Annotated in this window: 11 protein-coding genes; 1 reads left to right on the plus strand and 10 read right to left on the minus strand. The window is 70.6% G+C overall.

Annotated features, from left to right (window positions below; genetic code table 11):
• Positions 1-242 precede the first annotated feature (242 nt).
• Positions 243-1,097: an IS5 family transposase gene (locus VSR01_RS22480; protein WP_326450965.1), complete on the plus strand. Its 855-nt coding sequence runs from the start codon at positions 243-245 to the stop codon at positions 1,095-1,097.
• 538 nt (positions 1,098-1,635) lie between these two features.
• On the opposite strand, the gene VSR01_RS22485 is transcribed toward VSR01_RS22480, so the two are convergent.
• The 10 genes from VSR01_RS22485 to VSR01_RS22530 all read right to left on the minus strand — a co-directional run bounded on the left by VSR01_RS22485 (position 1,636) and on the right by VSR01_RS22530 (position 15,563).
• Entirely contained in the window at positions 1,636-4,572 is a 2,937-nt protein-coding gene (locus VSR01_RS22485) for an RHS repeat domain-containing protein (protein ID WP_326450966.1), read from the minus strand.
• Positions 4,542-7,898 (minus strand): DNRLRE domain-containing protein, encoded by a 3,357-nt coding sequence (locus tag VSR01_RS22490; RefSeq protein ID WP_326450967.1) that lies wholly within the window; start codon positions 7,896-7,898, stop codon positions 4,542-4,544. Before VSR01_RS22490 ends, VSR01_RS22485 begins: the two co-directional genes overlap by 31 nt.
• A 218-nt stretch (positions 7,899-8,116) precedes the next feature.
• Positions 8,117-8,713 (minus strand): hypothetical protein, encoded by a 597-nt coding sequence (locus VSR01_RS22495; RefSeq protein WP_326450968.1) that lies wholly within the window; start codon positions 8,711-8,713, stop codon positions 8,117-8,119.
• Positions 8,714-8,739: 26 nt separating this feature from the next.
• The gene (locus VSR01_RS22500; protein WP_326450969.1) at positions 8,740-9,546 is read right to left on the minus strand and encodes a hypothetical protein; all 807 of its coding nucleotides are present in this window, start codon (positions 9,544-9,546) and stop codon (positions 8,740-8,742) included.
• A gap of 110 nt (positions 9,547-9,656) precedes the next feature.
• Entirely contained in the window at positions 9,657-10,832 is a 1,176-nt protein-coding gene (locus VSR01_RS22505; protein ID WP_326450970.1) for a hypothetical protein, read from the minus strand.
• Positions 10,833-10,869: 37 nt separating this feature from the next.
• Positions 10,870-11,976 (minus strand): hypothetical protein, encoded by a 1,107-nt coding sequence (locus VSR01_RS22510; RefSeq protein ID WP_326450971.1) that lies wholly within the window; start codon positions 11,974-11,976, stop codon positions 10,870-10,872.
• 43 nt (positions 11,977-12,019) lie between these two features.
• Positions 12,020-12,511 (minus strand): hypothetical protein, encoded by a 492-nt coding sequence (locus VSR01_RS22515; protein WP_326450972.1) that lies wholly within the window; start codon positions 12,509-12,511, stop codon positions 12,020-12,022.
• Positions 12,512-12,537: 26 nt separating this feature from the next.
• Positions 12,538-13,548, minus strand: a complete 1,011-nt coding sequence (locus VSR01_RS22520) for a hypothetical protein (RefSeq protein ID WP_326450973.1) — start codon at positions 13,546-13,548, stop codon at positions 12,538-12,540.
• Positions 13,549-13,565: 17 nt separating this feature from the next.
• On the minus strand, positions 13,566-15,071 hold the full coding sequence (locus tag VSR01_RS22525) for an ATP-binding protein (protein WP_326450974.1): 1,506 nt from the start codon (positions 15,069-15,071) through the stop codon (positions 13,566-13,568).
• 36 nt (positions 15,072-15,107) lie between these two features.
• Positions 15,108-15,563 carry a DUF6238 family protein gene (locus tag VSR01_RS22530; RefSeq protein ID WP_326450975.1) on the minus strand — a complete coding sequence of 152 codons (456 nt, stop codon included), beginning with the start codon at positions 15,561-15,563 and terminating at the stop codon, positions 15,108-15,110.
• Between the last annotated feature and the right edge of the window lie 33 nt (positions 15,564-15,596).

A 15,596-nucleotide genomic window follows, 5' to 3' on the forward strand; every position in this document is an offset into this window, starting at 1 on the left:
GTCGGTTGAGCCATTAATTTCCGCTTCCGAAATTAATGGCTCAATCCGACGGGTTTATAATCAGGACAAGTTTTTCGATTGCATTATTAAGTCCTGAGGTTGCTAATCTGGAAACGACGATTGCATGGACCGGATCGGGTCCGTATGTCTTCTGCCGCGACCCAGGCGTAGTGCGCTCCGGAACCTAAGAGCGTGTCTGAGATCCGTCGTGTCGGCCGTTCGGGTGGCTCGTTGGGTGGTGTGTGAGTGCTGGTAGGGACGGTTACCCGTCTGATCTGACCGATGAGCAGTGGGCGTTGATCGAGCCCTTGCTGCCCGAGCCGAGGACGGGCAGCAAGGGCGGTCGACGGGAGAAGCACCCGCGTCGGCGGATCGTGGATGCGATCTTGTACCTGGCCCGGACCGGCTGCCAGTGGCGGTACCTGCCCAAGGACTTCCCGCCCTGGCCGACTGTGTACTGGTATTTCACCTGGTGGCACGACGACGGGACCGTCGAGTGCGTCCACGACGCGTTGAGGGTGAAGGTCCGCCAGGCCGACGGCCGCAACGCCGAGCCGTCCGCAGGGCTGGTCGACTCGCAGTCGGTGCGTGCCGCGGACACCGTGCCGAAGGCAACCAGCGGGTTCGATGCCGGAAAGAAGACCAAGGGCCGCAAACGTTTCATCGTCACCGACACCCTCGGTCTCCTGCTGACGGTGCACGTCCTGGCCGCAAGCGTCCAGGACCGCGACGGTGCCAGGCGTTCCCTGCTGTGGACACGCCTCGACCACCCCACCGTGGCCAAGGTCTGGGCGGACCAGGGCTTCGCCGGCCGCCTGGTCCAGTGGGCCGCCGACACCCTCCGCCGCGACCTGGACATCGTCCGCAAACAACCCGGCCAACGCGGCTTCCAGGTCCAGCCCAAGCGCTGGGCGGTCGAGCGCACCTTCGCCTGGATCACCATGCGACGACGCCTGGCCTGCGACTACGAACGCGACCCCGCCCACTCCGAAACGATGATCCGCTGGGCCATGACCGACGTGATACTCCGCCGGCTCACCCGCGGCCGACCCGCCACACGCCCAGGCCCCCGGCCACTACGGAAGATCGCTCCGTAACCCGATCCCAAACACGCTCTAAGAGAGCATTATCTGAATATCGCCTACTTCGGAGCTAAATGCGGCGTGTCGGAGTTTATCGTCATTGTGCGACATGAACGTCGGATTCCAGCGCGTAGAGGTTCGCCAGAGCGCCACCATGTCATTGTCGCGGTCGACTAGTGGTTATCATTTCATCTACCGAATACCCTACTGACACTACATTCTACCTTCGCATCCTTAGGGCGGTCGGTAATTGCCTCTATCGGTAGATGTCACAATTTAACTCGAAGGCTGCAATGATATACCCCTTAGCTGAAGATTAGGTATATCACTAGCGAGATAACAGCAACTAAGGCTGATGTCTGGGTAAGGGTTTTCGAGATGTTACGCGCTCGCTTCCGGCTATACTCCGCAATCAGATCAGCGAGCAGAAAACCTGCGGTCATGCCTAGTGCGAAGATAGAAACTTTACTCATTACACCTCCATTGCCGGACGGCGAGGTAGCCTTCTCGCCGCCCGGCGCATTGCCATCGCTTCAACCGAGGCTGTGTTCGATCAGAAATAGAAGCGCTTGCCTCGTACAACGATGGATCCACGAGCTCTGAATCTCAAATTTGACAGAGTTCTCGCGGCACGGTACCTCAAGCCCCAGCCCCTGCCGATGGGTGTTCCAAAGAGGTAGCCCGTTGCCGCAGACTTGATGTGACTGTAATAGCCGCCATATGTTCTTTTCTTGTGGCGGTGCTTCACGTAGTATCCACCACCGCCGACAAGAAGAGTAGCACTTACAGCGCAGGCTCCCAGCCCGACGCCAGTCCAGCCAGTGGCCCCGCAAGCAAAACCGGCGCCCACGCCTCCCAAAAACGTCTTGTGATGCGTTACATAGCGCTTTGTGTGGTGCCACCCCCACTTAGCTGCCCCGCCGAAACTGAACTCACCGCTCAGATCGGAAGAATTGATGGGGTCACCGTTGCAGTAGTCGTAGGCGTTGGCGCTGCCGCCGGGGACGGGGTCGGTGGTGAGGAAGCGGCCGAGGGTGGGGTCGTAGAGGCGGACACCCATGAGAGTGGCGCCGGTGACGGTTTCCGACGAGCGCTGCTTGCCGCCGAGCCAGCCGTAGCGGGTGGCCGGAGTGCTGTTTTCGGGGTTGCCGAATTCGTCGTAGGCCAGCGCCGTGGGCGCCACGGTGGTGTCCAGCGGGAGTTGGACGGTGACGTCGCCGTGCAGGTCCGTGAGCTGGAGAACGGTTCCGGTGGTGGCGGTGGTGGTGGCGTCGAGGTCGCCGCCGGGGCCCTGGACGTTGCGGGTGATGGTGCCGGCGGCGTCTTCGGCGGTCCAGTCGGGACTGTCGGAGTCGGAGCCGTAGTGGTTGGTCTTGGCTGCGGTCTGGGTCCAGGTGCCGCCGGCGTTGGTTTCGGTGGTCCAGGAGGCCAGGCGCTGGGCGGCGTCGAGGGTCCAGGTCTGGCGGCTGGTGCCGTCGGCGGAGGTCTGCTGGCGAACCAGGTCGTTGGTGTAATAGCCGATCGAAGCGCCGGTGGCCTGGGTGGTGGTGCGGCCGAAGGCGTCGTAGACGATGCCGCCGGTGCCGCCGACGGTCTGGAGGCGGTCGGCGCTGTCGTAGGTGGAGGCGGTGCTGACCGGGGTCCCGGGGGTGCCGTCGGGGTTGTCGACGGTGGTGGTCAGGCCGGTGCGGTTGGTGTTGTCGTCGAAGGTGTAGGTGCGGTGGGTGGTGGTGTCGGCCTGGGTGTCGTCGGTGTGGGTGAGGCGGCCGGCCGGGTCGTAGGTGTACGCCTGGTCGCCGGTGTCGGAGGCGTGGGTGGCCTGCTGGCCCTGGACGGTTTCGGAGGCGGAGTCCTCGGCGACGGTCATGCCGTCGCTGTCACGGGTGTAGGTGCGTGAGGTGTCCGCGCCGGTCTCGTCCTGGCCGAGGGTGAGGGTGTAGCCGCCGGGCAGGGCCTCGGTGGCCAGGTCGCCGTCGGCGTCGTAGGCGGCGGTGAAGGTTCCCGCCACGGAATCGGTGCGGGAGGTCTCCAGGCCGCGCGGGTCCTTGGTGGTGTCGTAGGTGTAGGTGGTCGTCGACGGCGCGGAGTCGGTGGTTTTGGTGGGCCGGTCCAGCTGGTCGTACCAGGTGGTGGCGGTGTTGCCGGCGCCGTCGGTGTACGAGATCTGCCTGCCCAGCGCGTCGTAGCTGTTGCTGATGGTCTGGGTGCCGTTGCTCGTGGTGGCGACCTTGCCGGTGGCCTGGTCGTAGGTGGTGGAGATGTCGGGCACCGCGGTGCCGGCCCCGCCGGTCACCACGACCTTGATGGTCCGCCCGGCACCGTCGTAGGTCGTGGTGGTGGTGCGGGTGACGCCGCCCGCGGTGTCGGCCTCGGTGGCGGTGCTGCCCCACCGGTCGTACGTGGTGGTCGTGGTCGGCAGCTGGGACGGGTTGGTGCCGCCGCCGGTGATGGCGCCGGCCGGGCCGACCGAGCAGACCAGGTCGGCCCATTCGGGGCGGCCCTGGCACGTGCCGGTGCCGGTCGCGGACCAGTAGGTGGTGACGGTGGCGCCGGCGTCGGTGCCGTTGGACTTGGGCAGGGTGGTCTTGATGACGCGGCCCTGTGAGTCGTAACTGGTGGTCTTGACCAGGTTCAGGCCGCCGGGGTCGGTGACCGTCTGGGTCACCAGGCCCTTGGCCCAGTCGTACGCGGTCGTGTTGGTGCGCTTGTCGGCGTCGGTCGAGTATCCGGGCACGGATGCGCCGACGGTGACGGTGGTGGGCTGGTTGGCGGCGGTCGCGGTGCCGTCGGTCGGCCGGCCCTGGTCGTAGGTCGTGACGGTGTGCTGCCGGGCCGGAACGACGCTCCCCGCGGGCAGGTCGGTGCCTCCGGCCGGTGCGCTCAGCGTCGAGGCGAGCGTGACCAGGTGCAGCGGCCCGTACTCCTCCAGCTCACGCTGCCCCACGGTGGCAGGGTCGGTGTCCTTGTCGGTGCCGGCGTCCGAGCTGACGCTGCTGGTGTTGTACACCGACGTCGTCGACAGCTGCTGCGCGCGGTCGGCGGTGGACAGCTCCTCGATGCCGAGTTGCTGCAGCTCGCCGTAGCCGGCGGATGCCGCGCCGGCCAAGGCGAGTTCGCGGTTGCCCGCGGTCAGCTCCCGCACCGTGTTGCCGTATGGGTCGTACTCGGTGGTGGTGATGTGCCCGCCGGGCGAGGCCGTGTTGACCTCGTTCCCCGAGGCGTCGGTGTAGGTGATCGTGGCCCGGCCGTAGTCACCGGCGCCGAGGGCGGTGCCGTCGTGGGTGGAAGGGACCTGGTCGGCGGGGAAGACCGCGGTGGCATCCGAAGGAGTGTCGCTCTGTCCCCACGCGGCGACGTCCGTGCCGCCCATCGCGTAGGGAGCCGAGCTCCCGCTCAGCGGCACGTCGTAGACGACGCTGGTGGTCGCGGTGCCGTTGGTCTGCGTGGCGCTGCCCGGGGTCAGGGTCGCGCGGCTTGCGGAGACGAGCATGCCGTCCCCGGCGACCAGGGAGGTGCCGACCTTGGCGTAGACGAGGGTCCACGGCAGCTCGCCGGCCGGGTCAGTGTGGTGATCCGCCCCGAACTGTCGTAGTCGTAGGCGGTGATCAGCTTGGGGCTGATCCGTGGGTCCCACTCCTGCCGCAGTCGGCCGGAGGTGTCGTACGCGTACTGCGCCACCGCGGTCGCGGTCGCCGCCGACGCGCCGGGGTTGGTCGCCCACAGGCGGATCTGCTGAACCTGCCCGGCGTAGTCGCCGAACACCGACGACGTGGCCGTGGTGGTGGTGGCGTAGACGTATTCCAGGACGCGGCAGCCCTTGGTCGACGGAGTGGCCGCGCAGGTGGCCTGCGTGACCGCGGTGGTCGGCGCGATCACGTACTTCGGCCGCGCCAGCACACTGCTGCCGACGGTGACCTTCTCCGAGACCACCTGCGTGGTGGAGTTGTCGGTGGGCAGGAACGTGGAGGTCACCTGCCAGGTCGTCGCGGCCGGGTCGACCTTCGCGAACGTCGTGGTCGTCCCGTCGGTGTCCTTGAGCGTGAACGTCCCGGTCAGCGAGCCGGTCAACGTGAGGTCCTCGGCGCCGGGTTCTGGTTTCCAGCCGCCGCTCTTGGCGGTGAACCCCGTCGGATCGCCGTCCACGTCGACCAGCGCGACCGAGGTGGCGGACGTCTTGCGGATGTAGGACCAGTCCGAGTCGGTGATCTCCGCGGTGGTGCCCGCGCTCCACTGCGGGCCGAAGATCGCCGCCTGGCCCTCCTGCGACGAGCCCAGGCCAGGACGACGCGAGGAGGCCGTGCGGGTGACGGTCAGGTCGAAGCCCGACGCGTCGGTGGCGCTCAGCGTGGCGTCACCGGTCAGCGAGTTCACGGATACCGGCCCGACGTCCACAGCGGGTGCGGTGCCGGCGTTGCGGTCGACGGTGACGGTGTGCGGCAGGCTGGCCACGGTGGTGGTGCCGTCGGTGAACAGTGCCCGGATGTCGACGGGGCCGTCCTCTGTGAGGCTGTCGGTGACGTTCCACGTCAGCGCGGCCGGCGCACCGCCGGTCAGCGGCACCGGCCACGCCGACAGCGCGCTGCCGCCCGCCGTGGTGACATCAGCGGCGGGAACGGCCTGCCAGGTGTCGGTCTCGCCCCGGCGGTACTGGTAGGTCACGCCGGTGTAGCCCTTGGCGGTGTCCGAGGTCGCCGCCAGTGCGATCCGGCGGGCCGGACGATCGCCGTCGCCGGGCTTGGCCAGCGCCGCACCCGCCCCGGCGTAGAAGGTGTACGTGGCGGCCGCGGAGACGTTGCCCGCAGCGTCGCGGGTGTGCGCGACCAGGGTGTGCTTGCCCTCGCCCTTCAGCGTCAGCGACTTGGTGACCGCGCCGCCGGCGGTGGCGACCGTCGTCCACGTGCCGCCGTCGACCTGGTACTGGAAGTCCTTCACGTCGCTGCTGGGCGAGGTGAACGTGAAGGCGCCGGTGAAGGCGCCGCTCGCGTCCGGCGTGCCCGCCCAGGTACCGGACGGGAAGTCCGTCGAGGCGACGCTCGTGGCCGCGGGCGCGGTGGTGTCCACGGTGAACGTCCGCCAGGACGTGAAACCGCCCGACGCCGACCACCAGTTGGCCCCGTCGTAGGAGGACGCGTGCCACTTGTACGAGCCCTGCGCCAGCGGCGTGCCCGGCGACCAGGTCGCGGTCGCACCAGAGGCCACGTACGGCGAGTACCCGCTGGCCACCAGCGTGGTGCCGGCCGCGTTCCAGATCTCGTAGAGCGTCTTGACCGTGTTGCCGTCCGCGTCGGTGGACTTCGACTGCAGCGCCGGCGTCGTGTCGTTGGTGGCCGCGCCGTTCACCGGCGCGACCAGAGTCGGCAGCGACGGGCGGGAGTTGTACGTCACCGTGATGTTCGGGTTCAGCGACGTCGCGTTGCCGGAGTAGAAGTTCTTCCACCCGTACGGGTCGGACTCGTCCGTCGCGCGCAGACCCAGGTTGTTGGTGCCGTTGCCGTTGCCCGACCACGCCTGCACCAGCGACGTCACATCCGTGCTGGTCCAACCCGCAGCGCACGCCGAGGAGTAGCCTTTGGTCGCGGTGCTGGAGGCGTACTCGCTGCCCCACGTCGGCTGGTTCGTCCACGTCGTGGAGGTGTCCGCGTGCGTGGTCGACCAGATCTCCCAGCTCTTGGCCGTGCACGACCAGGAGTGGAACTCGTACAGGTTCAGCGTCGCCGACGAGACCACCTTGCCCGCGATACTCGTCATCGGGAACGACAGGAACGAACGGGCGATCTGACCGGAGCCGTTGTTGCCCAGCTTCAGCTCCGTCGACGTCGACTCGTCGGTGTTGTACCCCTGCTCCACGAACGTGTCGAAACTGCTCGCCACGTTCACCGTGGGGTCCACCGTCACCGGGAACACGGTCGCCGGATCGGCCAGGAACGCCGCATCCGGCGTCAGCGTCACATCGACATCGTCACCGCTCTGCGCGACCTTCACCCCGACCTGCGCGGTGTGCGTGTGCTCACCGGAATTCGGATCAGTGGTCGCGTCCCACATCGTCGGCGCCGGCAGAACCGCCTGCACCTTGCCCGAGGCGGCATCGGTGAACGCCACCGAACCGTCGCCCTGTGCCGCCGCCCTCAGCCCCGGAGCCGACAGCGTCAACGTCACCGAACCGTTCGCGTCCACCGCGTCCCGGCCCTTGAGCCGCAGAAACTGCTCGAACCCCGTCCGCGTCGTGTCGACCAGCAGATCGGTGTCGGTCAGCGCGTCCGCGTAGGTGGCCTGCGTCCCGGCAACGCTCGGCGCCGCCAGCACACCACGCCAGGAGACCGTCAACGGCTTCCCGTCCGCACCGTCCAGCGTCACCAACGGCACCGCAGGAGTCGCCGGATCACCCGGCGGCGTCCCCGCCGCCTCGATCTTCGCCGCGTCCGCGGCCGACGTCGCCCCCGCCAGCGTCAGCCCCAGCGGATGCGACTTCGCCGCCACCGTCCCGTCCGCCTGCGTCACCAGATCCGGATCGATCGTCCGCCACGTGCCGGAGGCGTCCTTGAAACGCTGCGGCCCCGCATACGCCTGCTCGGTCACCGACCCGTCCGGGTCCACCCACACCGTCGCATACGCCGTCCGCGCCGACAGATCCTCGATCCGCCGCCCCTGCAACCGCGCCATCAACAACGCCGACGCCCGATCCGACGCCTCCGCCGGCCCTGAAACCGACGCCGACCGCGGCTGGGACTGGACCTGCACCGGCGCCGCTGCCGGCGCCGCCGCGACCGCGATCCCCGAATCCCCCGCCAGCGTCGCCGCCTCGACGGCCAACGCCATCACCACAGCAACCGACACCCGCCGCAACCACCGCGACGACGACACCCTCAATCGAGCGCCCGGCCAACGGCGCCGGACACCCCCCCACCCTCTGACCACGCAAACTCCTCAACAGACAGGCCCGACGGGCCCGAGTTGAGGAATCTTCACATAAACCGCACAACCAGGGAAGTGATCAACTAAACCAACTCGCCACAAACCATGGAGTCGCAATGAATTCACCAAGAAGTGCTATGGGGCGTCGACGTTGGGCGAGACGAGAAATCCTCTCTGATCATGCCGAATCCGGCAGCGGGATCGCCTGACGCCGATTCAAACGCCGACTCCCTGTGGCCAAGGACACAGAACCTCGCTGCATCCAGTCCAATTTGGTGCCTCGTCGAACGCCGATAGGAGTCGCGCTGGTCGATCCACCAGCCGGCTCGGGTGACGGTGCGCGCCTTGTCCTCGATCGCTTCCCACTCGGTGTCGGTAGTGCCACCTTCGATGACGAGGGTGGTGTAGGCGGTGGTCAGGAGTTGGTGGCGGCAGCGGATGGCCCAGACGACGGCGCGTTCGGCGCCGTCCAGGGGCGGCATGCGGTACTGGGCTGACCAGGCTTCGGACTCCGCTTGCTCCTCAGCGCGCTTGGCTTGGAGCCATTCGCGGGTGCTCGTGGCGTCCGCTTGGTGGGTCTGCTTCCAGCACTCGGTGCGGGGGCGCTCGCTCAGCCATCGGGCGAGGCCGGCGCGTTCGTCGGCGCGCCGGGTGCCGAGGTCGTGCTCAGCTATGTGTCCGCACGGGTGCGTGATCTGGAAAGTCGTCTTCACGGCCATGAGGGCTGCTCCTTGGGCGGGTTGGGTCAGCGGGCTCGGGAGGGGGCCGTGCGTGGGTCTGTCGGGCGGACGGGGGTGGCGACGGGGACGGGCGCGGGCTTGGTACGGGGCAGGCCCGTGCGGGTGGGGCTGGCGGTGAGTGCGGCTGCGTTCAGGGAGGGGAATGTGCCGGACACCGTGTCCCGGCTCTCGCGGTGCGCTGGGTCGGTCGGTGCCGGGGCGCTGCGGGTGGTGATCTGGGCTGCGCGGGCGGGTTGAACGGCGACCTCAAGGCCCGCTCGGCTCATCGCCGGCGCGGTCCGGGCGACGATGCGGAGGGTGTCCTCGCGGCCGAGGTCGTGGGGCAGGTCGTAGACGTCCCAGGCGGCCCGGTAGCGGAAGCCGTGCTCGTCCAGGATCTGTTCTGCGCGTTCGGCTGACGGGGCGTCGTCGGTCGTGGCGGCGACGACACCGAGGAGGGGGTGGTCGGCGAAGGCGACGTCGGGGGCGCGGTCGGCCGGTCGCCGGGGCAAGTCAGGTGGGGCTGCGGTGGCGCGGGAGCTGGGGGCGGGGAGGCTGATGTCGGGGTCGAGGACGAGGTCGGCGTGGACGTGGTAACCGGCGCGACGGAGCAGGTCGACGGCGCGGGTGGCGCGGGCGTTGGGCTCGTGATGCTGGTTGGCCAGCACGAACATGCCTTGGTGGTTAGAGACGGGGTGGAAGTCGAAGCCGTCGAGCATCCAGGCGGTGGCGGCGAACGGGCCGGAGGTGACGGCGACGATCCCGTACTGGGGGTGGCGGCCGATCGTGAGGTCCAAGTCGGGTATGGCGGGTTCGGGGGTGTGGGCGGGCATGGCGGATTCCTTCGCGGGCGCTGGTCGGGATGGGGCGGCGGGCGAGGGGCGTTCTGCGGATGCCGGGCATGCGGGGTTCCTTCCGGTGCTGGTGCCGGTGCGGGGTGGGGTCAGCGGGTGCGGGTGGGGTCGGTGCCGGCCGGGCTCGGGGAAGCGGATGGTGTGGGCTCGGCACCGGGCGACGGGGGCGGCTGGTCGCGTCGGCTGGTCGCGGCCGGGGAGACCGCCCGGGCTGCGGCTCGGCGTTGTTCGCCAGCGACGACGGGGTGTTGGGGGTGGGTGGTGTGGCGGTCGGCCAGGGTGTTGCGGAGTTGGCGGATGTCCAGGGAGCAGGAGATGAGGTGGCCCGCCATGCGGTGGAGTTGGGCGGCGTAGAGGGGATCGAAGGGGCCGTCGAGGCCGTGCCACCATTCGGCGGCGGCTTCCAGTACGTCGCCGATGTGGTGCAGCGCGCCGTCGCCGGGCGCGGTCAGTTCGCTCAGCGCCGCGATGACCTGGCCGCTGTGCGTGGCCCCTTGGACGGTCTCGGTCAGCTGGGCGAGCCGGTCGTTGAGGCCGACCGCGGTGTCGGGAGGCCGGCCGGGCGGCTGGCCGGTGTCGAGGAGGCCGGCGGGGGCGGCGTAGGCGATGCAGTGGTGCTTGAGGATGTCGACGGCGGCGGTGACGGCGCGGCGCTGTTCGGCGGGGTCGGTCATGCCGACCGGTAGGCGGTGGTGGTGGTCGCCGGTGCGGTCGATGACCGGGATGAACCCGGCCCGGTGCAGGACGGCCTCGACGGCCGGCACGCTGCCCGGGGCGACCGGTCCGCGCAGCAGCGGTATGCCGAGCTGTTCCAGGCGAGTGTCGATGGCGGCGAACAGTGGGCCTGGCGCGGCGCCGTGCTCCTCGTCCGGGCCGCCGGGTTCGGAGTCGTAGACGACTTCGTGCAGTGCAGGATCGCCGGGGTGGCCGCGGGTGACCAGCCACGCCGGAGGAAGGCCGGGCGGGTGCCGCGCGGGCGGCTCCTGGGACGGAGAGATGAGCAGCGCGCTGCCGTCAGGGAGAGCGACATGAACGGTGAAGTCGCTGAGGCCGAACACGACGGCGCAGTCGAGGCCACGCCGACGCAACAGACCGGTGAGGTGCTCGTACGGGTAGTCGCTGTGCGCCGACCGGCGGGCCGAGGCATCGGCGGACGGTCCGCTGGGACCGAGGATGCGGGCGGTGACCCGCGATCCTTGCGCGCTGAAGTGCACGGCGACGTCCGCATCGGTGTCGGGTTCCTGCTGGTGACGGGAGTTGTTCATCAGAGCTGGCCTTGGAGCGAGAGGCGGGGGCGGCCAGTCAGCGCCGGGGGCCGGGGCGGGCCGCAGCGCTGGGCGGCGGGGTCGGTACGGGATCGGTCCGGCTCGTCGCGGCTGCGGCCGCATGGGTGCGCAGGGCGGCGGCCCCGTCGACCCCGAAAGGTCCGCGCTGCGGAGGCGGTGGCGGGCTTTCGGGAGCCGGATCGGGTATCTGCTGGTGTTGGGGGTGGGGTGGGCGGCCGACGCGGTGGGTGAGGTGATCGGCGGCGCGGGCCAGCGCGACGGCGCCGTACGCGAGTTGCTCGGCGATCGGCCAGAGGTCTGCGGCGTGTAGGTGTTCGGTCGGCTGCCGGTGCTGGTCGTGTCCGGCCGGGGTGTGGGCGGTGTCCGCAGTGGACGTGGTGTCCGCGGTGGTGGTCGCCCAGGTGGTGATGGTCTGTCGTGCTCGGGCGAGTGCGGCGTCGATGCCCTGGGCTCGGTGCAGGTCCGGTCCGGTGACGGGATCGTGGTAGTCCTCGGGACGGGCCGTGCGGCGCACGGCGTCCAGGAGCTGCGGGGCGTGGGCGAGCAGGACGTCGACGTAGCGGTGGGCGGCGGCGTTGCGGGCAGCGGTGATCGCGGCTTCGCCCGACGCGTTCGGGGCGTCCCGCGCGGTGAGGCGCGCCTTCGCCTGCTGGTCGGCGTTGCGGATGCCTGCGGCTGCATCGGAGACGATCTTGGTGCGCAGCGTCCAGACGGCGTGTTCGTAGCGGGGCAGCAGGCGTGCGGTGATCCGGTGGGCGGCGCGGGCGGGCTGGGTGGCGGGTAGGTGGATGGCGTGGGGGATGTCGGGGCCGGTGCTCAGGTCGTACATCTGCTGGGTGCCGGGCAGGGCGAGCGCGCCGGTGATGATCGTGTCGGTGCGTGTGGGGTGGTCGACCATGATCAGCCGGAGGGGGCCGGAGGAGAGGATCGCGGCGCGGGGCAGGGGGTGTTCCCAGCTGGCCCACGACACCGATCCGCCGTCCCACAGGTTGTCGTTGGCCTGGGTGCGCAGGCGGGGTGACGCCGTCCAGTCCTGGTCGGTGACGGTCCAGGTGCCGGGGAGACGGCCGGCGACGGCGTGGGCGAGGCGGGAGAGGTCGGCGCGGCGGGTGTTCGGCGGCATGACGGCTTCCTCAGATGGTCGGAGCGGCGGCGGGCCGACGGGGTCAGCGCGGGTGCCGGCCGGCGGGGGCGGTCGACGGCGGCGGGCCCGGGGCGGGTGTGCGGACGGGCGCGGGGTGCGGTGGGGTGAGGAGCGCGAGGTCGATGCCGAGGTCGACGTGGTGGAGCCGGCCGCCGCGGACGGCCGAGCGGCGCAGCGCCTCGGCCAGGACCGGGCCGAGACGTGTCCCGGGCACATCGCGGAAAGCGTGGGTGTGTGTCAACTCCACTGCCCACTCGGCGTGCTCGGGCGAGGCGAGCGTGGCCATGCGCATGATGCGGACCAGCGCGAAGCGTGCCTGGTCCCATCCGCCCGCGCGGACACGGGAGTTGGCGGACGTGGAGGCCAGGACGGTGATGTCCCCGACGGCAATGCCGGGCAGCGGCTGGACGGTTGGGTTGGGCGGGCTCCAGCGCAGGGTCGGACGCAGTGCGGCGAACTCTTCGTGAAGCTCGGTGGCTCCGCGCGGGACGTAGAGGGTGAACAGGCGGGTCATGGACGCTCCTGGGTCGAATCCGGTGATCAGCGGTGGCGCCGCGGCTCGGCGCGCGGCGCGGACACCGGTTCGGGCCTGGGCGCGGGGGAGTCGCGCGGTTCGCCGGCTGGGCCGGTTCGACCTGCTGTCGGGGAGCGGCAGTTGGCTGCGGCGACGCGGGAGGTGTCGCCGGCGGCCTCGGCGCCGGAGGTGTGGTGCGGCCGGCTGAGCAAGCCGGCGACCGGACTGCCGGGTGCGGGGGTGGTGCCGCGGTCGACGGGGGGGATGATGTCGGTGGCGTCGACCGTGCCGTAGGTGATGTGGGTCAGCTGTACTCCGTCGCCCAGGGCGACCTCGACAGCGGCTTGTGTGGATTCGAGGTCGGAGATGCGCGCGTAGGCATCGTCGAGGTTCCGGGCCGGCACGGTGAAGTGCAGCGTGCCGTCCTGAACGACGACGAAGAGGCCAGCCGCGTCAGGGGAGGACTGGGCGGGGGTGCGCGGGTCCGGGTCTTTTGTGGACGCGGGCGTGGCGGTGAATCCCACGGTCTGGCGCAGGGGCTGGTCGGCGGCCGAGCGCTGCTCCGGAACGGTGCCGGGGGTGGCGAGTACGACGGGTTGAGCAAGGTCGCTCACCGCCGTCGGCCCGTCCGGACCGTTCAGCAGCAGACGCTGCTGGACGGCTGCGGCGGCGCGTGCCGGGTCCGCAGGCACCGCGATGCCCGCCGGGGCGAAGGCATGACGCCCCGACGCAGCGGCCCCGGGCGGCGCGAGGGGCGCGATCAGGAACTGTCCCGGGCGCAGCGGGCGCCGCACAGCAAGGAGGATCGTTTCACCGGGGCCGGCCAGCAGCGCCGCGCGCTCGTGGACGAAGTCGCCCACCGCCCACGCGACATGTCCGTCGTCCCACAGCCGGCCGAGGACGTCCTTTCGCAGCGGGTGGTCGTGGAAGTCCTCCACGACCACGGCGTTCCACGAGCCGGGCAGCCGGGCGGCGAGGCCGTTGCTGAACTCCCGCAGGTCCGCTCGTAGCGCCGGACTGGAGGTGCGTGCGGGCATGACGAACTCCCTTGCCGTCAGGCGGACATGCGGGCGTCGGTGTCGAACAGGGCGCGTTCGGCGGGGTGGAGGATGTGCTGGGTGATGAAGGAGCGGCCGGCGACTTTCCACAGGCCGCGGCCCTTGGTCAGGGCGGCCACTGCTTGGGTTTCGACGCCGGTCAGGCCGAGCAGGGAGGCCGCGGCGGCGAGTTGGTCCGGCTCCTGGCGGTAGACGATGCGGGTGGAGCAGTCGGCGAGCAGGCCCTCGGCGAGTACCCGGCCGCGTGATCCGGCGTCGCCGGCGGACAGCAGGTCGGACAGGCGGTGGATGATCATCAGGTTGGCGATGCCGAGGCCGCGACTCAGTTTCCACTGGGACTGCACGCGCTCCAGCAGGCCGATATGCCGCAGGAGTCGCCAGGCTTCGTCGTAGATCACCCAGCGTCGGCCGCCGCCGGGATCGGCGAGCGCTGCCTCCATCCATGCCGAGGCGCAGGTCATGGCGAGGACGAGGGCGGTGTCGTCGCCGGCGGTGCCCAGGCGGGACAGGTCGATGGTCAGCATCGGCGCCGCCGGGTCGAAGGCGACGGTGGAGGGGGCGTCGAACATCCCGGACAGGTCGCCGTGCACGAGGCGGCGCAGGGCGTGCGCGAGGTCCTGGGCGGCGGCGGCCAGGTGGCCGGCCTGGTCGGGGAGGGCCGCGTCGAGGTGTGCGGGTGAGCTAAGGGCGTAGGCGACCTGGCCGAGCAGCGGTACCGTCCCTTGTTCTTCGGCGTGGGCGACGACCAGGTCGAGTGCGACGTCGAGGGCGGTGTGTTCCATCGGTTTGAGGTCGCGGCGCAGCACGGTGCGGGCGAGTGAGCCGAGCAGGGCCAGGCGGCGCTTGCGGACTTCGCCGGTCCAGTCCGCTTCGGTCACGGAGGCGGGCCTGGGCGGGGCGTCCAGCGGGTTGACGCGGCCGGGCAGCCCGGGGCCGAGGGCGATGGTGTGTCCGCCGAGCGCCGTGGCGACCGCGGTCCACTCGCCCTTTGGGTCCGAGGGGACGTAGATCCGGTAGCCGTGGGCGACGGCGCGGGTGGCGATGGACTTGGCCAGTGCGCTCTTGCCCATGCCGATGATCCCGGCGAGCACCGCGTTGGGGTTGGTGAAGCCCTCGATCCGGCCGCTGGAGTACAGCGTGAACGGGTCGTAGCAGAAGGCCGCTTCGGCGTGGACGTCGCGGCCGATGAAGATGCCCTGGGCACCGAGGCCGCCCTCGGCCAGGAACGGATACGCGCCGGAGACGGTCGCGGTGGTCATGCGGTGCGCGGGCAGGCGGAGCTTCCCGCCTCGGGCCGAGGCGGGCCCGGGACGTCCGGCGGGCGGGTAGGTCGGTCGCAGGTCCGGGTCGAGGGCGGCCTCGCGCTGCCGGCCGGGTGGGGTTTGGGCACGGCGGGCCTGCCGGCGGGCTTCGGCGAATCCGGCGCGGGCGGCGCGCTGCTGGGTGCGGGTGGCCTTGCTGGGCACGAACAGGTGGGAGGCGCTGGCGCGGGTGCGGGGCATGAACGGTTCTCCAGACGGGGGGGCGGGCGGCGGGCGTCAGTGGCGGACGAGGCCGGTGAACGGGCCGTGCAGGTCGGCGGGGGTGTTGCGGCGGCGCACCAGGCGGGCGGTGATCTGGTGGCGGCGGCAGATCGTCAGCTCTGGTGCGCCTTCGGGCAGCCCCGCCCGGCACGCCTCGTGTGTCGGCGTCCGGCCGGCCCGGGGCCGGGGAACGGCGTGGTAGGCGGCGTGCACGTGGTCGGCGGCCTGCCAGATCCGGGTACGCGCCGCGCGCAGGCTGTCACCCGCGGCCGGCATGAGCGCGCCGGTCCGTAGGGCGTGCGCGTCGAGCAGTTCGTACACCGCGACCAGGTGCTCGTGCAGCGCGTCGAGTTCCGCCCTGGAGGTGACGAGCGGCCCCGTGGGGACGTTGAGGGCGCGGTGGAAGTCGAGTGCGGCGGTGGCGAAGGGCACGAAGTCCTGCGCGGTCGGCGTGCTGGCGGGGCGGGACATGGGGTGCTCTTTCAGCAGGGGAGAGGGAGGGCC

The organism is Actinacidiphila sp. DG2A-62 (genome assembly GCF_035825295.1).
Lineage (GTDB): Bacteria > Actinomycetota > Actinomycetes > Streptomycetales > Streptomycetaceae > Actinacidiphila.

What these genes read in the sequence shown, in the direction of transcription:
- VSR01_RS22530 (WP_326450975.1), bottom strand. Translation starts at nt 15,563, where the DNA reads ATGTCCCGCCCCGCCAGCACGCCGACCGCGCAGGACTTCGTGCCCTTC.
- VSR01_RS22510 (WP_326450971.1), bottom strand. Translation starts at nt 11,976, where the DNA reads ATGCCGCCGAACACCCGCCGCGCCGACCTCTCCCGCCTCGCCCACGCC.
- VSR01_RS22520 (WP_326450973.1), bottom strand. Translation starts at nt 13,548, where the DNA reads ATGCCCGCACGCACCTCCAGTCCGGCGCTACGAGCGGACCTGCGGGAG.
- VSR01_RS22500 (WP_326450969.1), bottom strand. Translation starts at nt 9,546, where the DNA reads ATGCCCGCCCACACCCCCGAACCCGCCATACCCGACTTGGACCTCACG.
- VSR01_RS22505 (WP_326450970.1), bottom strand. Translation starts at nt 10,832, where the DNA reads ATGAACAACTCCCGTCACCAGCAGGAACCCGACACCGATGCGGACGTC.
- VSR01_RS22485 (WP_326450966.1), bottom strand. Translation starts at nt 4,572, where the DNA reads ATGCTCGTCTCCGCAAGCCGCGCGACCCTGACCCCGGGCAGCGCCACG.
- VSR01_RS22515 (WP_326450972.1), bottom strand. Translation starts at nt 12,511, where the DNA reads ATGACCCGCCTGTTCACCCTCTACGTCCCGCGCGGAGCCACCGAGCTT.
- VSR01_RS22525 (WP_326450974.1), bottom strand. Translation starts at nt 15,071, where the DNA reads ATGCCCCGCACCCGCGCCAGCGCCTCCCACCTGTTCGTGCCCAGCAAG.
- VSR01_RS22490 (WP_326450967.1), bottom strand. Translation starts at nt 7,898, where the DNA reads ATGGCGTTGGCCGTCGAGGCGGCGACGCTGGCGGGGGATTCGGGGATC.
- VSR01_RS22495 (WP_326450968.1), bottom strand. Translation starts at nt 8,713, where the DNA reads ATGGCCGTGAAGACGACTTTCCAGATCACGCACCCGTGCGGACACATA.